We start from the raw sequence: 15,459 nt of genomic DNA on the forward strand, positions 1-15,459 counted from the left end.
GGATCAGGGATGATGACACAGCAGGCACGGCCCTCTCACAAGATCATGCGACTTCGACAATCACATGATCAACCAGAGGATCGTGCCTGCTCCACGCAGGTGATCGACTTTGACGGAACCCTGCCCGAACCCGGGGGGCCACCCCGAGGCCAGTCTATCGGCGTTCACCGACAGTTGCGGGAATTCTGTGCTGGCTGTGGATAACCGGTGCCGCTGTGGACTACTGGTACGGCGGCGGTCAGCGGATGGTGACCTGGCGGCCGATGAGACCGTCGCGGGCGCGGCGCTCGTCGCCCGTCAGCGGGGTCTTCTCCAGCGACGCCAGTGCCTCGTCCAGCCGGGCACCCAGCTCCTCGGCGGGCTTGGTCCACTCGCGGGCGTGCTGCTCGGTGTCGAGGTCCCACACCGGCACCAGCAGGCCGTGCGCGCGGAACGAACCCGCGTAGCGCGACCCCTCACCCAGTCCCAGCTCACCGCGCGCGTGCAGCCTGGCCAGCGCGAACAGTAGCTGCTCCTCCGGCTCCGGCCGCACCCAGCGCAGGTGCGCGCGGTCGCCCGCGTCGACCCAGTACGCGGCCGGGCCGATGCGCTCGGTCGGCATGATGGCCTGGTTCGCGCGCTCCAGCGACAGCGCGACCTCGCCCGTCGGCTCCTCCCCCTCCGGGAGCCACCACGAGAAGTCGCTGTGCAGCGTCGGGTCCAGCTCGGCCTTCACGTCCAGCATGTCCTGCAGGCGCTCGCGCTCGCCGTCCTCGGTCTCCGGGCCGACGACCGGGAGCACGTCACCCGCCTCGGCCTCGACCGCCCAGCGCAGCGCGCGCGCCACGTCGCGGCTGATGTCGCTGGAGCGGGTCTGCACCTGCAGCCCGACGTACGCGCTGCCGTCGGCGCGGACCAGCGCGGCCGCGGCCATCGGCAGGACCGTCGCGAGCGTCACCGTGCGGTCGGTGCTCACCGACAGCGCGAGCGGCGAGGTCGCCGACGGCACGAACTCACGCAGCGCGATCAGCTCGCACTCACCCGCGAGCCCCTCGAACGGGCGGCCGACCGGCACCTCGATCGGACCACCGGTCAGACCGTGACATGCCTTGTACCGCTTGCCGGACCCGCACGGGCAGGCCTGCCTCGGGTTGATGCCGTCGGTGGTCTTCTTGCTCTTCACGGCGGAACGCTTGGCCATGGTGCGAGACGCTACCGGTTGAGCAGACGCCGGGTGGTGGCCGGGGAGTTCGTCGCGAGGTAGCGGACCCCGAGCTTCGCGCACAGATCCACGTCGGCCGGTTCGTCGACGGTCCAGACGTAGGCCTCGTACCCGAACGACCGGGCCCGCTCCACGTAGTCCGGGTCGGTCCGCAGGAGGTGCACACCAGGGCCGACGTAGTCGGCGAACATCGGGAGCGTGCCGTCCCACCGGGCGACGGACAGTTGCTCGAGCAGCAGCACGGTGGGGAGCGTTGGGGTGTGCCCGCGCACGCGCCGCACCGCCCGCGACGAGAACGACATCATCACGACCTGCGAGTCCTCTTTGGACTTCGGGCGGGCGAGGCCGTAGCGGCGCAACATCGCGATGAGCTTGGCCTCGACCAGCCCGCCGTACCGGACGGGATGCTTGGTCTCGACGAAGAGCTTGACGTCGGGGTGCGCCTTCGCCAGCTCCAGAAGGGACTCGAGCGTGAGCACACCGCGCTCGGACTCGTCCGGTGTGCGCAGCACGAGATCGTCGGCGTGCTCCGGCATGCCGGGATGCCAGCTGCCGTAGTCCAGTCCGGACAGACGGTCGAGCGTGAGCGTGGAGACGACGCCACGTCCCGTGGACGTGCGGTCGATACGGCGGTCGTGGACGCAGACGAGGTGACCGTCGCGGGAGAGGCGCACATCGCATTCGAGGCCGTCCGCGCCCTGCTCGATGGCGAGCGCATAGGCGGCGACGGTGTGCTCGGCTCGGTGTGCGGACGCACCCCGATGCGCGACAACAGCGGGCTGCACGGCGGGGATCATCGCACAGCTACCGTGGAGGCATGGTGTTCGGTCCGCGCGACCCGGCCTTCCTCGCCGACCCGTACCCGGTGTTCGCGGCGCTGCGGGCCGACGGCCCGGTGCACTGGCACGAGGAGCTCGGCGTCGCGGTCGCGGTGTCGCACGAGGCGTGCTCGGAGGTGCTGCGCAACCGGTCCTCGGGTCGCTTGTGGAGGGACAGGGAGCCAGCGTCCGACTTCGCGGCGTTCAACCTGCTGCACCAGAACTCGCTGCTGGAGAACGAACCCCCGCGCCACACCCGGTTGCGGCGCCTGATCTCGGCGGCGTTCGCGCGCGGTCACACGGAACGGCTGCGGCCGTGGGTGCGGTCGCTGTCGTCGTCGCTGGTGGCGTCGCTGTCGTCGGCGATCGAGGCGGACGGCGCCGCCGACCTGCTGGCGCACGTCGCGGCGCCGCTGCCGGTGGAGGTGATCGCCGAGCTGCTCGGGGTTCCCGAGGCGGACCGGCCACGGCTGCAACCATGGTCGAACGCCATCGTGAAGATGTACGAGTACGGGCTGCCCCCGGCACAGGCGGGCGCCGCCGAGGACGCGGCGAGCGAGTTCGTCGACTACCTGCGCGCGCTCGCGGCCACGCGGGTGTCGGCACCGGGCCCGGACCTGATCAGCGACCTGGTGGCGGTCCGCGACGGCACGGACCGGCTGACCGACGACGAGCTGGTGGGCACTGCCGTCCTGCTGCTGATGGCGGGTCACGAGGCGACGGTGAACGTCATCGGCAACGGGATGCTGGCGCTGCTGACACACCGGTCGGAATGGGAGCGCCTCATCGCGTCGCCGTCGCTGCTGCCCACCGCCGTGGAGGAGCTGATCCGGTTCGACGCGCCGCTGCAGTTGTTCGAGCGGACGGCGACCGCGCCGACCACGGTCGCGGGGTACGCCCTGGAGCCGGGCGACAGGATCGCGGCACTGCTGGGGGCGGCCGCCCGGGATCCCGAGGTGTTCGAGTCGCCGGACCGGCTGGATGTCGGGCGGTCGCCGAACGCGCACCTGGGGTTCGGGGCGGGCATCCACTACTGCGTTGGTGCGCCGCTTGCCCGGGTGGAGATCGCGGCGGCTCTGGAGGCGCTGGTGACCGAACTGCCGGGGCTGCGCCTGGCGGCGGAACCGGACCGCCGCCCGGAGTTCGTGATCCGGGGACTGCACTCACTGCCGGTCACGATCTAGCTGTCAGCGGCGGGATGGGACGCGGCGCGTGGCGCGTAGGGGTGGCTCCGGGGCGCCTTCCACGCGGAGGACGCGCAGGTAGCGGACGGTCGTGGGGTCTATCGGGGCCAGGAGCGTGGACAGGCGGCGGATCGTCAGAGCCGTCAGTACCGCAACCGCCGCCGCCGACAGGTCGGTCAGCCCGCTCAGGATGATGCCGTCCGCGTGGGACTGGACGCTGTCGCGGAAGCGCCAGGCCACCGTCACCGCGAACAGGATTCCCGCCGCCGCCCACACTGCCCACCAGATGGCGACGTGCTTCGTCGGTCGGGGGCGTTCGGCGGCCGGGCGGCGGAGGATCTGGTGTTCCAGTTCGGTCAGCACCACGCCTGCCATGGCCAGGTTCACGCCGGGGACCAGCAGGTACACCAGCACCTGCCAGTCGGGGCGGCTCACCTCCTGGTCGGCCAGCTCGGCGGCCGCGTGGCGGGCCAGGTACAGCCACCACAGTGCGACGATCGCCGCCAGCACCGTGAACGCCATGGTCAGGACGCCCGCGATCGTCACCACCGCGTCCGACATGCCCACCAGGCGCGACGACAGCGCACCCGTCCGGCTTCGGAGCAGCAGCACGTAGCGCCAGACCTCGCCGCCCGCGGTGATCACCGCCAGGCACGCCAGCGCCCACATCATCGACGAGGCGTGGCCTGCCACCACGCGTACGCGGTCGACGGTCACCGGCTGGTCCGGGTTGGTGCCGGGGATGGTCGTCGGCCAGCGCCACGCCAGTGCCGGGAAGCCCCACCGAGGTGGCGCGCTGTACCCGGGCGGGCCCGCGTACGGCAGGCGCCTGCGCGGGCGTGAGCGGCGACCGGCGCCAGGAGGCGCCGTCGCGACCCAGCGCTGACGGGGCTGCGTCACCTCAGATGACCGTCGGTGCGTCGTTGTCCGCGTGCAGCGGGCGGCCCGCGGCCTGCCACGACTGCATGCCTCCGTCGACGTTCTTCGCGTCCCAGCCGTTCGCGTTCAGGTACGCCGTCACGCGGGCGGAACGGCCACCGCTGCGGCACACCACGTACACCTCGTTGTCCGCCGGGAGATCGTCCAGCCTGCCCGCGATCTCCCCCATGGGGATGTGCACCGCTTCCGGGGCGTGACCGGCGGCCCACTCGTCGTGCTCCCGCACGTCGACCAGCGTCACTCCCTCCGGCAGCGACTCCGGAAGATCCGGAACGATCACGGTCGGCACCTGCTGTGGCATCACACCACGATGCTGCCACGTCCTCCCGTAGAACGCGTGTGAGCTGGTCAACCCAGGATCGCCACCATCCTGGTCGCGATCTCCGCCAGCTGTTTCCCCGTGGCCGGTAACTTCCCGCGGCCACCTTCGTACGTGTATCCACCGCCCGCGACCGGCGCCATGTCCTCCTCGCTCCACCCGGCGGCCGTGATGATGTACTCGCGCCCGTCCGGCCGGTAGATCTGCAGGTGCTGGCTCGGCTGCTCCGGGTTGCGGTTCTCGAGCTGGAAGAGCTGCAGCACGGTGCCGTCGTCGAGGACGCGCCTGGCGGGGGCCTTGCAGTCGCCGTAGGCGTACAGCGACGCGTCGGCCATCTCGACCGGGGTGCCGCCGTACACGTACGCCTCGAGCTGGAGCTCACCGTTGCCGTTGTCCATCGGGACCTCGAGCTGGGAGTAGCCGCGGGGCCCCTCCGCCTTCGGCGAGTACTCCGGCCAGTCCGAGTAGATGGCGATCGTTGGCGAGCCGAGGACGTCCTGGGCCACGCCGGAGAACGCGGGCTCCACGACCGACGCGGGCAGCAGCTTTTGCGTCGGTGCGGCCGGCAGGTTGGCCGACGGGCCCTGCTTGCAGGTCGTCTCGTCGATCTCCATGGTCTCCCAGCCCGGCAGCGGCCCTGCCGGGGCAGGCGTCGGTGTGGTGGAGCCGGCCACCCGCACGCCGCTGCCACCGTCCCCGCCCGGCCGTAACAGCACCGCCGTGAGCCCGATCGCGGCGACCACCGTCACCACGCCGGCGACCGCACTCGCGCGCTGCACGAACACGCGCCGCCTGCCGCGGCGCAGCACCTGGTCGACCGTCGTCGCGACCGGCGGGGCCGGCTCGTCGTTCAGCGTCCCGAGCGCATGGCGCGCCGCGTTGTCATCGTCGAACATTTCGCGCTCCTCGCGTCTCTAGGCTGACTTCGCCCTGGTGGTAGGCCGCACGCAGAGCGGACAGACCACGTGCCGTCTGGCTCTTGACGGTGCCGGTGGAGCAGCCGAGCGTCTCGGCCACCTGATCCACCGACAGGTCCGCGACGAACCTCAGGACCAGCACCGCACGCTGACCCGGCGGCACGGCGAGGAGCGCGGCCCGCAGCGCGAGTCGCTCCCCCGGCCCCGCGTCGGCGGGCGCGATAGTGTCCGGCGGTTCGGCCACGACCTGCTCACGGGCTCGGCCCCGTCTTCTCGTATCGAGGAAGACTCTGGTCACGACCGTGCGCAAGTACGCGTCGACGGTCTCTATGCGGATCTTCGACCAACGCGCGTACAGCTTCACGAACGCGGATTGTGCGATCTCCTCCGCGTCCGCCCAAGATCCGCACATCGCGTACGCGATCCGCCGAGCCCCCTCGAAGCGCGCCGAGAAGAACTCGGCGAACTCCTGGTCTCGCCCTCGCACCGTCCGACCTCCTCATGTCCTGCCCCTTCTACGCGGATCCATGAGCGAGGGTTGCACGCGAAGGTTGACCTCGTGCTTGGTCGAGGTACGAGCCTTGTGAAGGTGAGCGACATCGACGAGATCAGGCAGATCGTGGCGGACGTCGAACGCGGGTTCAACGCGGGCGACGCCACCCTGATGAACAAGCACGTCGCGCCGGACGCGGCGCTCGTGGGTGCCACGGGCGTGCGGCTCGTGGGCATCGACGAGGTGATGGCGGCGAGCGAGGCGTTGCTCGCGGGGCCGTTTCGGGACCAGTACGCCAGGTACGTGGTCAGGGACGTGCGCTTCGTGCGGCCGGACGTTGCGCTGGCCTACAAGGAGGCGTACGCGGTGACCGCCGACGGCGAGCCGATCGACCTGGACCACGCCATGTGCGCGCTGTACGTGCTGGTCAAGGAGGACGGCCGCTGGCTGATCACCGCGCGGCAGAACACGTTGGTGCCCAAGTGAAGCCGAACGGCCCCGGCGGAATCGCCGGGGCCGTTCGGGTCACGTGGAACTAGTGGGCCACGGCCTTCTCGGCGCCCGCACCGGTGAGGCTGCGGACCTCCATCTCCGCGTACTTCTGCTCGTCGCTCTCCTTCGAGGTCTTCGAGCCGATCCAGCCCAGCAGGAACGCCACCGGGATCGACACCAGGCCGGGGTTGGCCAGCGGGAACCAGTGGAAGTCCACAGTCGGGAACATCGAGGTCTCCTTGCCCGACACCGCGGGCGAGAACACGATCAGGACCAGGCAGACCACGAGACCGCCGTAGATGCTCCACAGCGCGCCCCGGGTGTTGAAGCCCTTCCAGAACAGCGAGTACAGGATCGTCGGCAGGTTCGCCGACGCCGCCACCGCGAACGCCAGTGCCACCAGGAACGCGATGTTCTGGCCGTTCGCCACGATGCCGCCCGCGATCGCGACCGCGCCGATCACCAGTGCGGTGATGCGTGCGACGCGGACCTCGGCCACCTTGTCGTCCGCAGCGCCCTTCTTGATCACGTTGGCGTAGATGTCGTGTGCGAACGACGCCGACGCCGTGATCGTCAGGCCCGCGACCACCGCGAGGATCGTCGCGAAGGCGACCGCCGCGATGATGCCCAGCAGCACCGTGCCGCCCAGCGCGTACGCCAGCAGCGGGGCCGCCGAGTTGGACTTTCCAGGCGCGGCAAGGATTGCCTCCGGGCCGACCAACGCGCCCGCGCCGTAGCCCAGCACCAGGGTGAACAGGTAGAAGATGCCGATCAGCCAGATCGCCCAGACCACGGACTTCCGCGCTTCCTTGGCGGTCGGCACGGTGTAGAAGCGCATCAGGATGTGCGGCAGGCCCGCCGTGCCGAGCACCAGCGCGAGCGCCAGCGACACGAAGTCGAGCCGGGACAGGCCGGTCGCGCCGTACTGGGCGCCCGGGTTCAGCAGCGCCTCGCCGCCCTCGCCGACCTTCTCCACCGCGCCGCCGAGCAGCTCGGACAGGTTGAAGCCGTACTTGCCGAGCACCCACAGGGTCATCACGAACGCGCCCGCGATCAGCAGCGTCGCCTTGATGATCTGCACCCACGTGGTGCCACGCATGCCGCCGATGATCACGTACAGAATCATCACGACGCCGACGATCGCGATGACCAGCGCCTGGCCTGCCTTGTTCTCGATGTTGAGCAGCAGCGCGATGAGGCCGCCCGCACCCGCCATCTGCGCCAGCAGGTAGAAGAACGAGACGACCAGCGTCGACGTGGCGGCCGCCGCGCGGACCGGGCGCTGCCGCATCCGGAACGCCAGCACGTCACCCATCGTGTACTTGCCGGTGTTGCGAAGCAGCTCCGCGACCAGCAGCAGCGCGATGAGCCACGCCACGAGGAACCCGATCGAGTACAGGAAGCCGTCGTACCCGAACACCGCGATCGAGCCCGCGATGCCGAGGAACGACGCGGCGGAGAGGTAGTCACCGGAGATCGCGACGCCGTTCTGCGCGCCGCTGAACGAGTGACCGGCCGCGTAGAAGTCGACCGCCGTCTTCGACGACCGGCTCGCACGGAACACGATCACCAGCGTGACGACCACGAAGAGGCCGAAGATGCCGATGTTCAGGGCTGTGTTGCTGCCCTCGACGCCCGCTGCCAGGTTCATTCCGCACCACCCTCGAAGTCGTTGCGGATCTTGTCGGCGACCGGGTCGAGCTTCCGGTTCGCGTGCCGCACGTACAGGCTCGTGATCAGGAAGGTGGAGACGAACTGGAGCAGACCGAAGATCAGCCCGATGTTGACGTTGCCGAAGACCTTGGTGCTCATGAAGTCGTGCGCGTAGTCCGACAGCAGCACGTACAGCAGGTACCAGGCGAGGAACGCGACGGTCATCGGGAACACGAAGTTGCGCAGGCGGCGGCGCAACTGGGTGAATTCCGCGCTCTGCTGGATGGCTTCCCAGTCAGGGTTTGGCGGACCCTGGTCGGTAGTGCTCACGGTGCCTCCATGGGGATTCAAACCGGGTGGTAAGACCCTAGGAAGGCGTTGCCGTGGCGTGTATCGATCGTGGATCAACCGCTTCGTCGCACGACTAACGGTCGACGAACGGTGCGATTGCGCGACGAGTGGCGCAGATCACATTTTGGTGACGTGCAAAAAGCTTGCCCAACCGGCGGTGGACACGACCAGGGTCCCTCGCTTGGGCGACTTAGAGTCACGGACAGCTACAGAGAGTCCAGGGAACGACACCTCGACACAGTTGCCGTTGCTGCCGTTCTGCGTGCTGCGGCTGCTCTTCCGCCAAGTGGACACTTTGACCGCCTCTATCGTCCTTGGCCGATTCGCTTGATCAGCGCGACCGAGTCGTCAGGGCTCAGCGCCTCGACGCCCAGCCGATCGAAGTTCAGTCTACAGGCGCGGACCTCGGGGTCTTCTTCAATATGCAGCGCTCCGGTGCCGTACTCGACGAAGAGCAGATCGGGTTCGTCACGGTCGTGAAATGACAACAAGGTGAAGCCACCGTCGAGTGCGCTGTGAATCTTGAGAGGCAGCACCTGAAGGCTGACGCACGACAATTCGGCCATCTCGACGAGGTGCCGCAACTGCTCCTGCATCACCGCTTCGTCTCCGACGTCACGGCGGAGCGCCGACTCGTCGATGATCACGTCCAGCTCCAGCGGATCGCGCTCACTAGTGAGCCGCTCCTGGCGGATCATTCGAACTTCGATGTCGTTGCGTAGCTGTTCGGGTGAACGACGTCTGCGGCTGTGGGCGAACAGTGCGCGGATATATGCCTCGGTGTGCAGCAGACCCGGCAGTTTCAGACCGGAGAACTCCTTCACCGAAGCCGCGTGGGTTTCCACGTCGACGTAACCCATGTCCTCGATGCCGTAGGAGCGGAACCACGGTGGCTTCATCGCCTCGCGGGCTTCGCCGATGAGGGTTTCGTCGTAGCGGTCGTAGACGTCCATGGCAGAGCGGATGAAATGCACGTCCGCGCGGGTGGCACCCGTTTCGATGCGCTGTAAGGCACTTCGGGTCTTGTCCAAGCGCTTCGCGGCCTCGGCCAGCGTGAAGTTGGCCCCCTCGCGGATCTCCCGCAACCGGCGCCCCAGCCTGCGCCGCAGAAACGGTGCTCGCTTGCCCACGTGAATCATGATCTCAGTTGGTGGACCCAACCCTGGGAAACCCAGCCCTGGCGAGTTCATCCGCACAATGAATTGCCATGGAAGGACGACTGTTCACACTGGTCAGCGCCGACGACGACGACAACGTGTTCGCGTGGGGACTGGAGATCACGACACCGAACGATCAGGAAGCCGTAACCTATTGCAGAAACCTCAGCACCAACCAGGCCGTCTTCGGTCTGCACCCGAACGCGGAATCCGCGCTACGGCGGTACGGCAGCACATTTCAGCTCCGGCTCGTCTGGGACGGCTGAGCGCCCTCGCGGAGCGCGCGCAGCCGGTCCGCCGGGGTCTGTTCCCGGTCCTCGTTGAGGTGCAGGCGAAGCATGGCCGTCCGTGCCCACGACGGTGGCCTGCCGCGCAGGGACACGATGATCATCGTCAGAAAGGCTAGCGGGACCGTCCATGGTGCGGGCTGTGCCACGAGGATCGCGAGCCAGCCGGTCACCGGCAGGCCGAGCAACGTGCCCGCGAACGCGCTCGACGAGGTGAACAGCCCGACGAGAACCCCGGACATCGCACCCGCGACCGTGAGCCGCGACCACCAGATGCCCAGCACCAGCAGCGGGCAGAACGTGGACGCGGCGACCGTGAACGCCCACGTCACGAGCACGCCCGCGTCGATGCGGATCGCCTGCAGCGCAAGGAGAACCACGACCGCGGCGGCCAGCACCACGGTGACGCGGAGGCGGCGGAGACCGCCTGGCAGCAGGTCGTAGGCGATCGCGCCGGAGACGACCAGCAGCAGACCGAGCGAGGTCGCGAGGAACGCGGCGAACGCGCCGCCGGTGAGCAGGGCGGTGAAGAGGCTGCCTGCCCAGCCCGTGTCGACCTGCGCCGGAAGCGCGACGACCGCGGTGTCCGTGTCGCCGGAAAGGTAGAGCTGCGGGACGAGGACCCGGCCGAGGACGCCGTAGATGCCGGGGAACAGGTAGAAGATGCCGAGCAGGCCCACGGTGAACGCGGCGGTGCGGCGAGCGGCGCGGCCGTCGGGGCTGGTGTGGAAACGCATGATCACGTGCGGGAGACCCATGGTGCCGAGCGCCAGCGCGACGGTCAGTGCCCAGGTGCTGAGCAGCGGATGATCCGCGTCGGCGATGTCGAGTAGCGGGCGGGCCCAGCCAACGCCGCCTGGCCGCGCCTCGCCGACCACCTCCGGCACCGGTGTGCCCTCCTTGAACTCGACGGTGGCGCCCTGGGGGATCTCCCAGCGTTCGCCGTCGCGCTCGAGGGTGGTGCCGATGCGGAACTTGACGGTCGTGTCCTCGGTGAAGCGGGTGAACTCGACCGGGTTGAGGGCGTCGTCCCTGGTCTGCGGGCTGACCTGGATGAGGAGCCAGATCGCGGGCACGATGAACAGGACCAGTTTGAGCACGAACTGGAAGGCCTGCACGTAGGTCGCGGCACGCATCCCGCCGAGCGCGAGGGTGATCGCGACGCCAGCGCCCGAGATGACGACGCCGACCCAGTAGGGCGAGTTGCTGACGGCGGACAGGACCAGCCCCGCGGTGCGGAACTGCGGGACGAGGTAGAGGCCGCCGATGACGAGGATGACGGCGGCGGTGACGCGGCGCAGCGCCGGTGAGGCGAGACGGGCCTCGGCGAAGTCGGGCACGGTGAGCGCCCCTGAGCGGCGCATGGGGGCGGCGACGAGGACGAGCATCGCGATGTAACCGGCGGTGAACCCGACCGGGTACCAGAGCGCGCCGATGCCGTCCTTGACCACGAGCCCCGCCACCCCGAGGAAGCTCGCGGCGGAGAGGTACTCGCCGGAGACCGCCGCGGAGTTGAGCAGCGGGGACACGCGGCGGGAGGCGACGAGGAAGTCGGACGTGGTGCGCATGGCGGCGACCCCACGCAGTCCGATGAGGAGCGTGATGAGCACGACCGGGGCGACCGCGAACGCGAGGATCACGCGGGCCTCGCGTGGCCGGACCTGGTCATTCGGTGTCCTCGGCTCTCTCGGCTCTGCGTAGCTGCCAGCCCGCCAGCAGGGCCAGCGCCGGGTACGGGAGCACGGCCAGCGCCAGCCACGAGACCGGGATGCCCAGCAGGCGGACCTCGTCCAGCGCCGGGAACAGGGCGAACAGCATCGGCAGGCCCAGGATGCCCGCGAACAGGACGGCCAGCGGGGCCACGGCCAGCCGGAGCTGGCGGCGGTGCAGTTCGACCGCGCGGTCGGCACCGGGGCCGTCCAGTTTGGGGACTCGCCAGCGGCCGCGCGCCCTGCGGCGGGAAAGGGCCAGCCGGGTCTGCGGGCTCATCACCGCGACGCGCTTGTGGCCCGGCATTACCGGCGGTCCAGTTGGCCGGCCTTCGCCGCGGAAAGGAGCTTCTCCCGCAGGTCCCTCGCGTGGCGGCGGGACACCGGGACATCGCCGAGGTCGGTGTGCGCCAGCAGGCCGCCGACCGAGTCGCTGCGGAGTTCGCGGACCGCGTCCAGTGCCACCAGGAAACTCCGGTGGACACGGACGAAACCCGCCGGCGTCCAGTACTCCTCAAGCCGCGAGATCGGCATCCGCACCACATGCACCCCGGACGCCGCGTGCAGGCGGACGTAGTCGCCATGCGCCTCCACGTAGTGCACCTCCGTGCGGCGGACGTACCTCGTGCGGCCGTCGGACTCCACCGGCAGCGCGGCCATCGTGTCCGGGGTCTCCTGCGCGGGGCGGATGGCAGGGAACATCCGGTTGACCCTGGCCAGCGCGTCGGCGAGACGTTCCGCGCGGACCGGTTTCAGCAGGTAGTCCACCGCGCCGATGCCGAACGCCGCCACCGCGTGCTGTTCGTACGCGGTCACGAACACGATCACCGGCGGCTCGTTCAGCCGCGCCAGCAACGACGCCAGTTCCAGACCGTCGAGGCCGGGCATCGAGATGTCAAGGAACACCGCGTCGTAGCGGCCGTTCTGGATCATGCGCAGTGCGGACAGCGCGTCGCCGGCACTCGCGACCGCCGAAACTTCCGGCGAGCCGGCCAGCAGGCGGCACAGGTCCGCGAGTGCGGGCGGGACATCGTCGACCGCCAGCACGGACAATCCCGTCATCCTGGCATCACTCCCGGTTGGAACCTGGGGATCCGGACCACCACACGTGTTCCCTCACCGACCGCGGTCTCCACCACGAGCCCGTACCACGGGCCATAGACGCTACGGAGTCGTCTGTCCACATTGGCCAGACCGACACTGTCGACGCCGCCCCGGCCCGCCAGGATCGACTCCGCCAGCGCCGGGTCCATGCCGAGCCCGTCGTCCTCGACGCTGATCACGCAGTCGTTCCCCTCCGCCTCGCCGCGGACCTGCACGTGGCCGGTCCCCGCGCGCGGCTCGATGCCGTGGCGGACGGCGTTCTCCACCAGAGGCTGGAGCACCAGGTACGGCAGCGCCACGGCAAGTACCTCCGGCGCCACCCGCACCTGGACCTGCAGCCGGTCCCCCAGCACCGCACGCTGCAGCGCCAGGTAGGTCTCGATCGCGTGGAACTCGTCGGCGACCGTCGTGTACTCGCCGTGTTTCGCCAGGCTGTAGCGGATGTAGTCGGCGAAGTCGAGCATCAGCTCACGCGACCGGTCCGGCTCGGAACTGACCAGCGCGGCGATGACCGTCAGTGCGTTGTAGACGAAGTGCGGCGAGATCTCCGCCCGCAGCGCACGCAATTCGGCCTGCGCCGCCTGTTCCGCCGACGCCGCCAGCCTGCCGCGTTCGACGGACTCCACGACCCACGTCGACGCCTCACGCACCGCCGCCCGCCGGGACGCGCCCGCCACCACCAGCACACCGGCCAGCTCGTGGTCCACATGCAACGGCACCGCCACCAGCGGTGACCGGCCCTCGCGGTTCTCACTGTGCAACACGCGTTCGACCAGCGCGTTCGCGTCCTCATAGAACGGTGGCTCGTCCGGGGCCCACACGGCGTGGCCGGACAGGTCGGCCAGCGCGACGAAGTCGGCGTCCAGCAGCCTGCGCAGACCGCGGGCCGCCGAACGCACACCGGCGCCGGCCAGCCCGTCCTTCAGCCCGTCCGCGATGTTGCGTGCCATGCCGAGCACTGACACCGCCATCCGGGGCTCCCATCGTCCACGACCGAGCTCGCCTAGATGTTAATGGCGCGATCGCCCGATCCCGCTACTTGCGATGGCGACCGTCCGCCAGTCGTGATCGCTCCTCCGCCGTGCCGAAGCTCGCCACCGCGCGGTCGCGGGTGAGCCCGAGGTTGTCCGGCGCGTGCATGCGCAGCCGGATCTGTGCCACATCGGCGGGGATCCTCGTCGCGGTCGCCTTGCTCACGAGGATCACCGTGAGGAACGCGACCGGCACCGTGACCAGCGCGGGCTGGCCGAGCTCGGCCGGCGCCCAGTTACCGGTCAGGCCGCTGATCGTGTTGATCACCAACGCGGTCAGCACGAGCCCGCCGCCGACGACCATGCCCGCTGCGGCACCCACCCACGTGAGCCTGCGCCACCACACCCCGAGCAGCAGGACCGGGCAGAACGTCGACGCGGCCAGCGCGAACGACATGCCGACGGTCAGCGAGATGTCCGTCTGCCGCACGGCGATCGCGAGCACCAGCGGCACCCCGCCCGCGACGGCCGTCGCGAACCGGAAGTCACGCACCCGGCCACGCAGCACGTCGGTCGACAGCACCCCGGCCACGCTCACCACCAGGCCCGACGACGTCGCCAGGAACGCCGCGAACGCACCAGCGGTGAGGATCGCGCCAAGGATGTCGCCGAGGATGCCTGGCGCGATACCCGCTGGCAGGGCCAGCACCGCGGCGTCGGTCTGACCGGTGACCAGCAGCTCCGGCACGTACAGCCGCGACAACGCGCCGAGCATGGTCGGGAACAGGTAGAACAGCGACAGGAACATCAGCACGTGCAGCGTGGTGCGGCGCGCGGCGCGGCCGTCCGGGTTCGTGTAGAAGCGGACCAGGACGTGCGGCAGGCCCATGGTGCCCAGGAACAACGCCAGGATCAGCGAGTACGTGGTGAACAGGTCGCCCGTGCTCGACGTTGGCGAAAGCCAGCTCGCGTTGTCCGTCGGCGCGCCGGCGACCACCGGCACCGACGAGCCCTTCGAGAAGTACAGCGTGGTGCCCGCACTGACCTCGTGGAGGCCGGGACCCCAGTAGACCGAGCCGCCCGCGGGCTCGCCGTTGACCTCGCCCCGGGCCGCGAGCCACACCGGTTCCTCGACCTGCAACAACACCGGCGTCTTGACGTCGATGGCGGTGGCGCTCGTGAAGGTCGGCGGCAACGCCTCGGTCAGCGTCGTGGCCTGCCCGTCACGCGGACCGCCGTTGCCGATGAACAGCAGGCACATGACGAACGTCGGCGCCGCGATCGCGAACAGCTTCAGCCAGTACTGGAACGCCTGCACCACGGTGATCGCGCGCATCCCGCCGCCGAACACGTTGACGATCACCACGACCGTCACCAGCGTCGCACCGACCCACGTCGGCACCGGCAGGATGTTCGCCAGCGCCTGGCCCGCGAGCTGCAGCTGCGGGACCACGTACAGGATCCCGATGAACACCACGAACACCGCGGCCATGCCGCGCAGCGCGCGGGAACCGAGCCGCGCCTCGCAGAAGTCCGGCAGCGTGTAGGCGCCGGAGCGGCGCAGCGGCGCGGCGACGAACAGCATGAGCGCCAGGTAACCCGCCGTGAACCCGATCGGATACCAGAGCGCGTCGGCGCCGTCCTTCAGCACCAGGCCGGCGACCCCGAGGAACGACGCGGCGGACAGGTACTCACCGGAGACGGCGGCCGCGTTGCGGCGGGAGCGGACGGTGCGGCGGGCGACCAGGAAGTCCTGCGCGTTGCTGGCCTGACGCGACGAGCGCCAGCCAATGGAGAAAGTCGCGACGATGACCGCGAGCGCCCCGGCCAGGGCCCAGATGTTTGCGCTCACCGATCCTCTTAC

General features: G+C 69.7%; 18 protein-coding genes. 3 read left to right on the forward strand and 15 right to left on the reverse strand.

Translation table 11 applies throughout. The features are described 5' to 3' along the window. Window positions 1-238 precede the first annotated feature (238 nt). Together WBA97_RS32210 and WBA97_RS32215 are read right to left on the reverse strand one after the other, a co-directional pair. Window positions 239-1,180: a DUF5926 family protein gene (locus WBA97_RS32210; protein WP_424234740.1), complete on the reverse strand. Its 942-nt coding sequence runs from the start codon at window positions 1,178-1,180 to the stop codon at window positions 239-241. Between the two features lie 11 nt (window positions 1,181-1,191). Beyond that, the gene (locus tag WBA97_RS32215) at window positions 1,192-1,986 is read right to left on the reverse strand and encodes a glycerophosphodiester phosphodiesterase (RefSeq protein WP_424234741.1); all 795 of its coding nucleotides are present in this window, start codon (window positions 1,984-1,986) and stop codon (window positions 1,192-1,194) included. Window positions 1,987-2,018: 32 nt separating this feature from the next. Here WBA97_RS32215 and WBA97_RS32220 point away from each other — a divergent pair, with 32 nt between their 5' ends. Then, a complete protein-coding gene (locus WBA97_RS32220) occupies window positions 2,019-3,203 on the forward strand; it encodes a cytochrome P450 (protein WP_424234742.1) in 1,185 nt (394 codons plus the stop codon). 3 nt (window positions 3,204-3,206) lie between these two features. On the opposite strand, the gene WBA97_RS32225 is transcribed toward WBA97_RS32220, so the two are convergent. Genes WBA97_RS32225 through WBA97_RS32240 form a run of 4 tightly spaced genes read right to left on the reverse strand, consistent with a single transcriptional unit; the run spans window position 3,207 to window position 5,865 of the window. Further along, window positions 3,207-4,103: a DUF4328 domain-containing protein gene (locus WBA97_RS32225; protein WP_424234743.1), complete on the reverse strand. Its 897-nt coding sequence runs from the start codon at window positions 4,101-4,103 to the stop codon at window positions 3,207-3,209. Between the two features lies 1 nt (window position 4,104). After that, complete coding sequence (locus WBA97_RS32230; protein WP_424234744.1) at window positions 4,105-4,443, reverse strand: rhodanese-like domain-containing protein; 339 nt, start codon at window positions 4,441-4,443, stop codon at window positions 4,105-4,107. Window positions 4,444-4,490: 47 nt separating this feature from the next. Further along, entirely contained in the window at window positions 4,491-5,357 is an 867-nt protein-coding gene (locus WBA97_RS32235; RefSeq protein ID WP_424234745.1) for a hypothetical protein, read from the reverse strand. Then, on the reverse strand, window positions 5,344-5,865 hold the full coding sequence (locus tag WBA97_RS32240) for a SigE family RNA polymerase sigma factor (protein WP_424234746.1): 522 nt from the start codon (window positions 5,863-5,865) through the stop codon (window positions 5,344-5,346). The genes WBA97_RS32235 and WBA97_RS32240 overlap by 14 nt, the downstream gene beginning before the upstream one ends. A gap of 102 nt (window positions 5,866-5,967) precedes the next feature. Between WBA97_RS32240 and WBA97_RS32245 the strand changes: the two genes are divergently transcribed. Continuing rightward, window positions 5,968-6,357 carry an SgcJ/EcaC family oxidoreductase gene (locus WBA97_RS32245; protein WP_424234747.1) on the forward strand — a complete coding sequence of 130 codons (390 nt, stop codon included), beginning with the start codon at window positions 5,968-5,970 and terminating at the stop codon, window positions 6,355-6,357. Between the two features lie 49 nt (window positions 6,358-6,406). Here WBA97_RS32245 and WBA97_RS32250 read toward each other — a convergent pair whose 3' ends face one another. The 4 genes from WBA97_RS32250 to WBA97_RS32265 all read right to left on the reverse strand — a co-directional run bounded on the left by WBA97_RS32250 (window position 6,407) and on the right by WBA97_RS32265 (window position 9,497). Beyond that, window positions 6,407-8,014, reverse strand: coding sequence for a solute symporter family protein (locus WBA97_RS32250; RefSeq protein ID WP_424234748.1), 1,608 nt, complete (start codon window positions 8,012-8,014; stop codon window positions 6,407-6,409). Then, window positions 8,011-8,346 (reverse strand): DUF485 domain-containing protein, encoded by a 336-nt coding sequence (locus WBA97_RS32255; protein WP_424234749.1) that lies wholly within the window; start codon window positions 8,344-8,346, stop codon window positions 8,011-8,013. The genes WBA97_RS32250 and WBA97_RS32255 overlap by 4 nt, the downstream gene beginning before the upstream one ends. 138 nt (window positions 8,347-8,484) lie before the next feature. Continuing rightward, entirely contained in the window at window positions 8,485-8,661 is a 177-nt protein-coding gene (locus tag WBA97_RS32260) for a DUF397 domain-containing protein (RefSeq protein ID WP_424234750.1), read from the reverse strand. Window positions 8,662-8,672: 11 nt separating this feature from the next. Next, window positions 8,673-9,497 carry a helix-turn-helix domain-containing protein gene (locus WBA97_RS32265; protein ID WP_424234751.1) on the reverse strand — a complete coding sequence of 275 codons (825 nt, stop codon included), beginning with the start codon at window positions 9,495-9,497 and terminating at the stop codon, window positions 8,673-8,675. A gap of 77 nt (window positions 9,498-9,574) precedes the next feature. On the opposite strand from WBA97_RS32265, the gene WBA97_RS32270 reads away from it, so the two are divergent. Further along, complete coding sequence (locus WBA97_RS32270) at window positions 9,575-9,790, forward strand: hypothetical protein (protein WP_424234752.1); 216 nt, start codon at window positions 9,575-9,577, stop codon at window positions 9,788-9,790. On the opposite strand, the gene WBA97_RS32275 is transcribed toward WBA97_RS32270, so the two are convergent. The 5 genes from WBA97_RS32275 to WBA97_RS32295 all read right to left on the reverse strand — a co-directional run bounded on the left by WBA97_RS32275 (window position 9,763) and on the right by WBA97_RS32295 (window position 15,447). Next, window positions 9,763-11,451 carry a cation acetate symporter gene (locus tag WBA97_RS32275; protein ID WP_424234753.1) on the reverse strand — a complete coding sequence of 563 codons (1,689 nt, stop codon included), beginning with the start codon at window positions 11,449-11,451 and terminating at the stop codon, window positions 9,763-9,765. The genes WBA97_RS32270 and WBA97_RS32275 overlap by 28 nt on opposite strands. Before the next feature lie 25 nt (window positions 11,452-11,476). Further along, on the reverse strand, window positions 11,477-11,827 hold the full coding sequence (locus WBA97_RS32280; protein WP_424234754.1) for a hypothetical protein: 351 nt from the start codon (window positions 11,825-11,827) through the stop codon (window positions 11,477-11,479). Further along, window positions 11,827-12,582 (reverse strand): LytR/AlgR family response regulator transcription factor, encoded by a 756-nt coding sequence (locus WBA97_RS32285; RefSeq protein ID WP_424234755.1) that lies wholly within the window; start codon window positions 12,580-12,582, stop codon window positions 11,827-11,829. Before WBA97_RS32285 ends, WBA97_RS32280 begins: the two co-directional genes overlap by 1 nt. Further along, on the reverse strand, window positions 12,579-13,595 hold the full coding sequence (locus WBA97_RS32290) for a sensor histidine kinase (RefSeq protein WP_424234756.1): 1,017 nt from the start codon (window positions 13,593-13,595) through the stop codon (window positions 12,579-12,581). Before WBA97_RS32290 ends, WBA97_RS32285 begins: the two co-directional genes overlap by 4 nt. Window positions 13,596-13,659: 64 nt before the next feature. Continuing rightward, complete coding sequence (locus tag WBA97_RS32295; protein WP_424234757.1) at window positions 13,660-15,447, reverse strand: cation acetate symporter; 1,788 nt, start codon at window positions 15,445-15,447, stop codon at window positions 13,660-13,662. Window positions 15,448-15,459: the final 12 nt, after the last annotated feature.

Source organism: Actinophytocola sp. (assembly GCF_049647105.1).
In the GTDB taxonomy this organism is placed as follows: domain Bacteria; phylum Actinomycetota; class Actinomycetes; order Mycobacteriales; family Pseudonocardiaceae; genus Actinophytocola.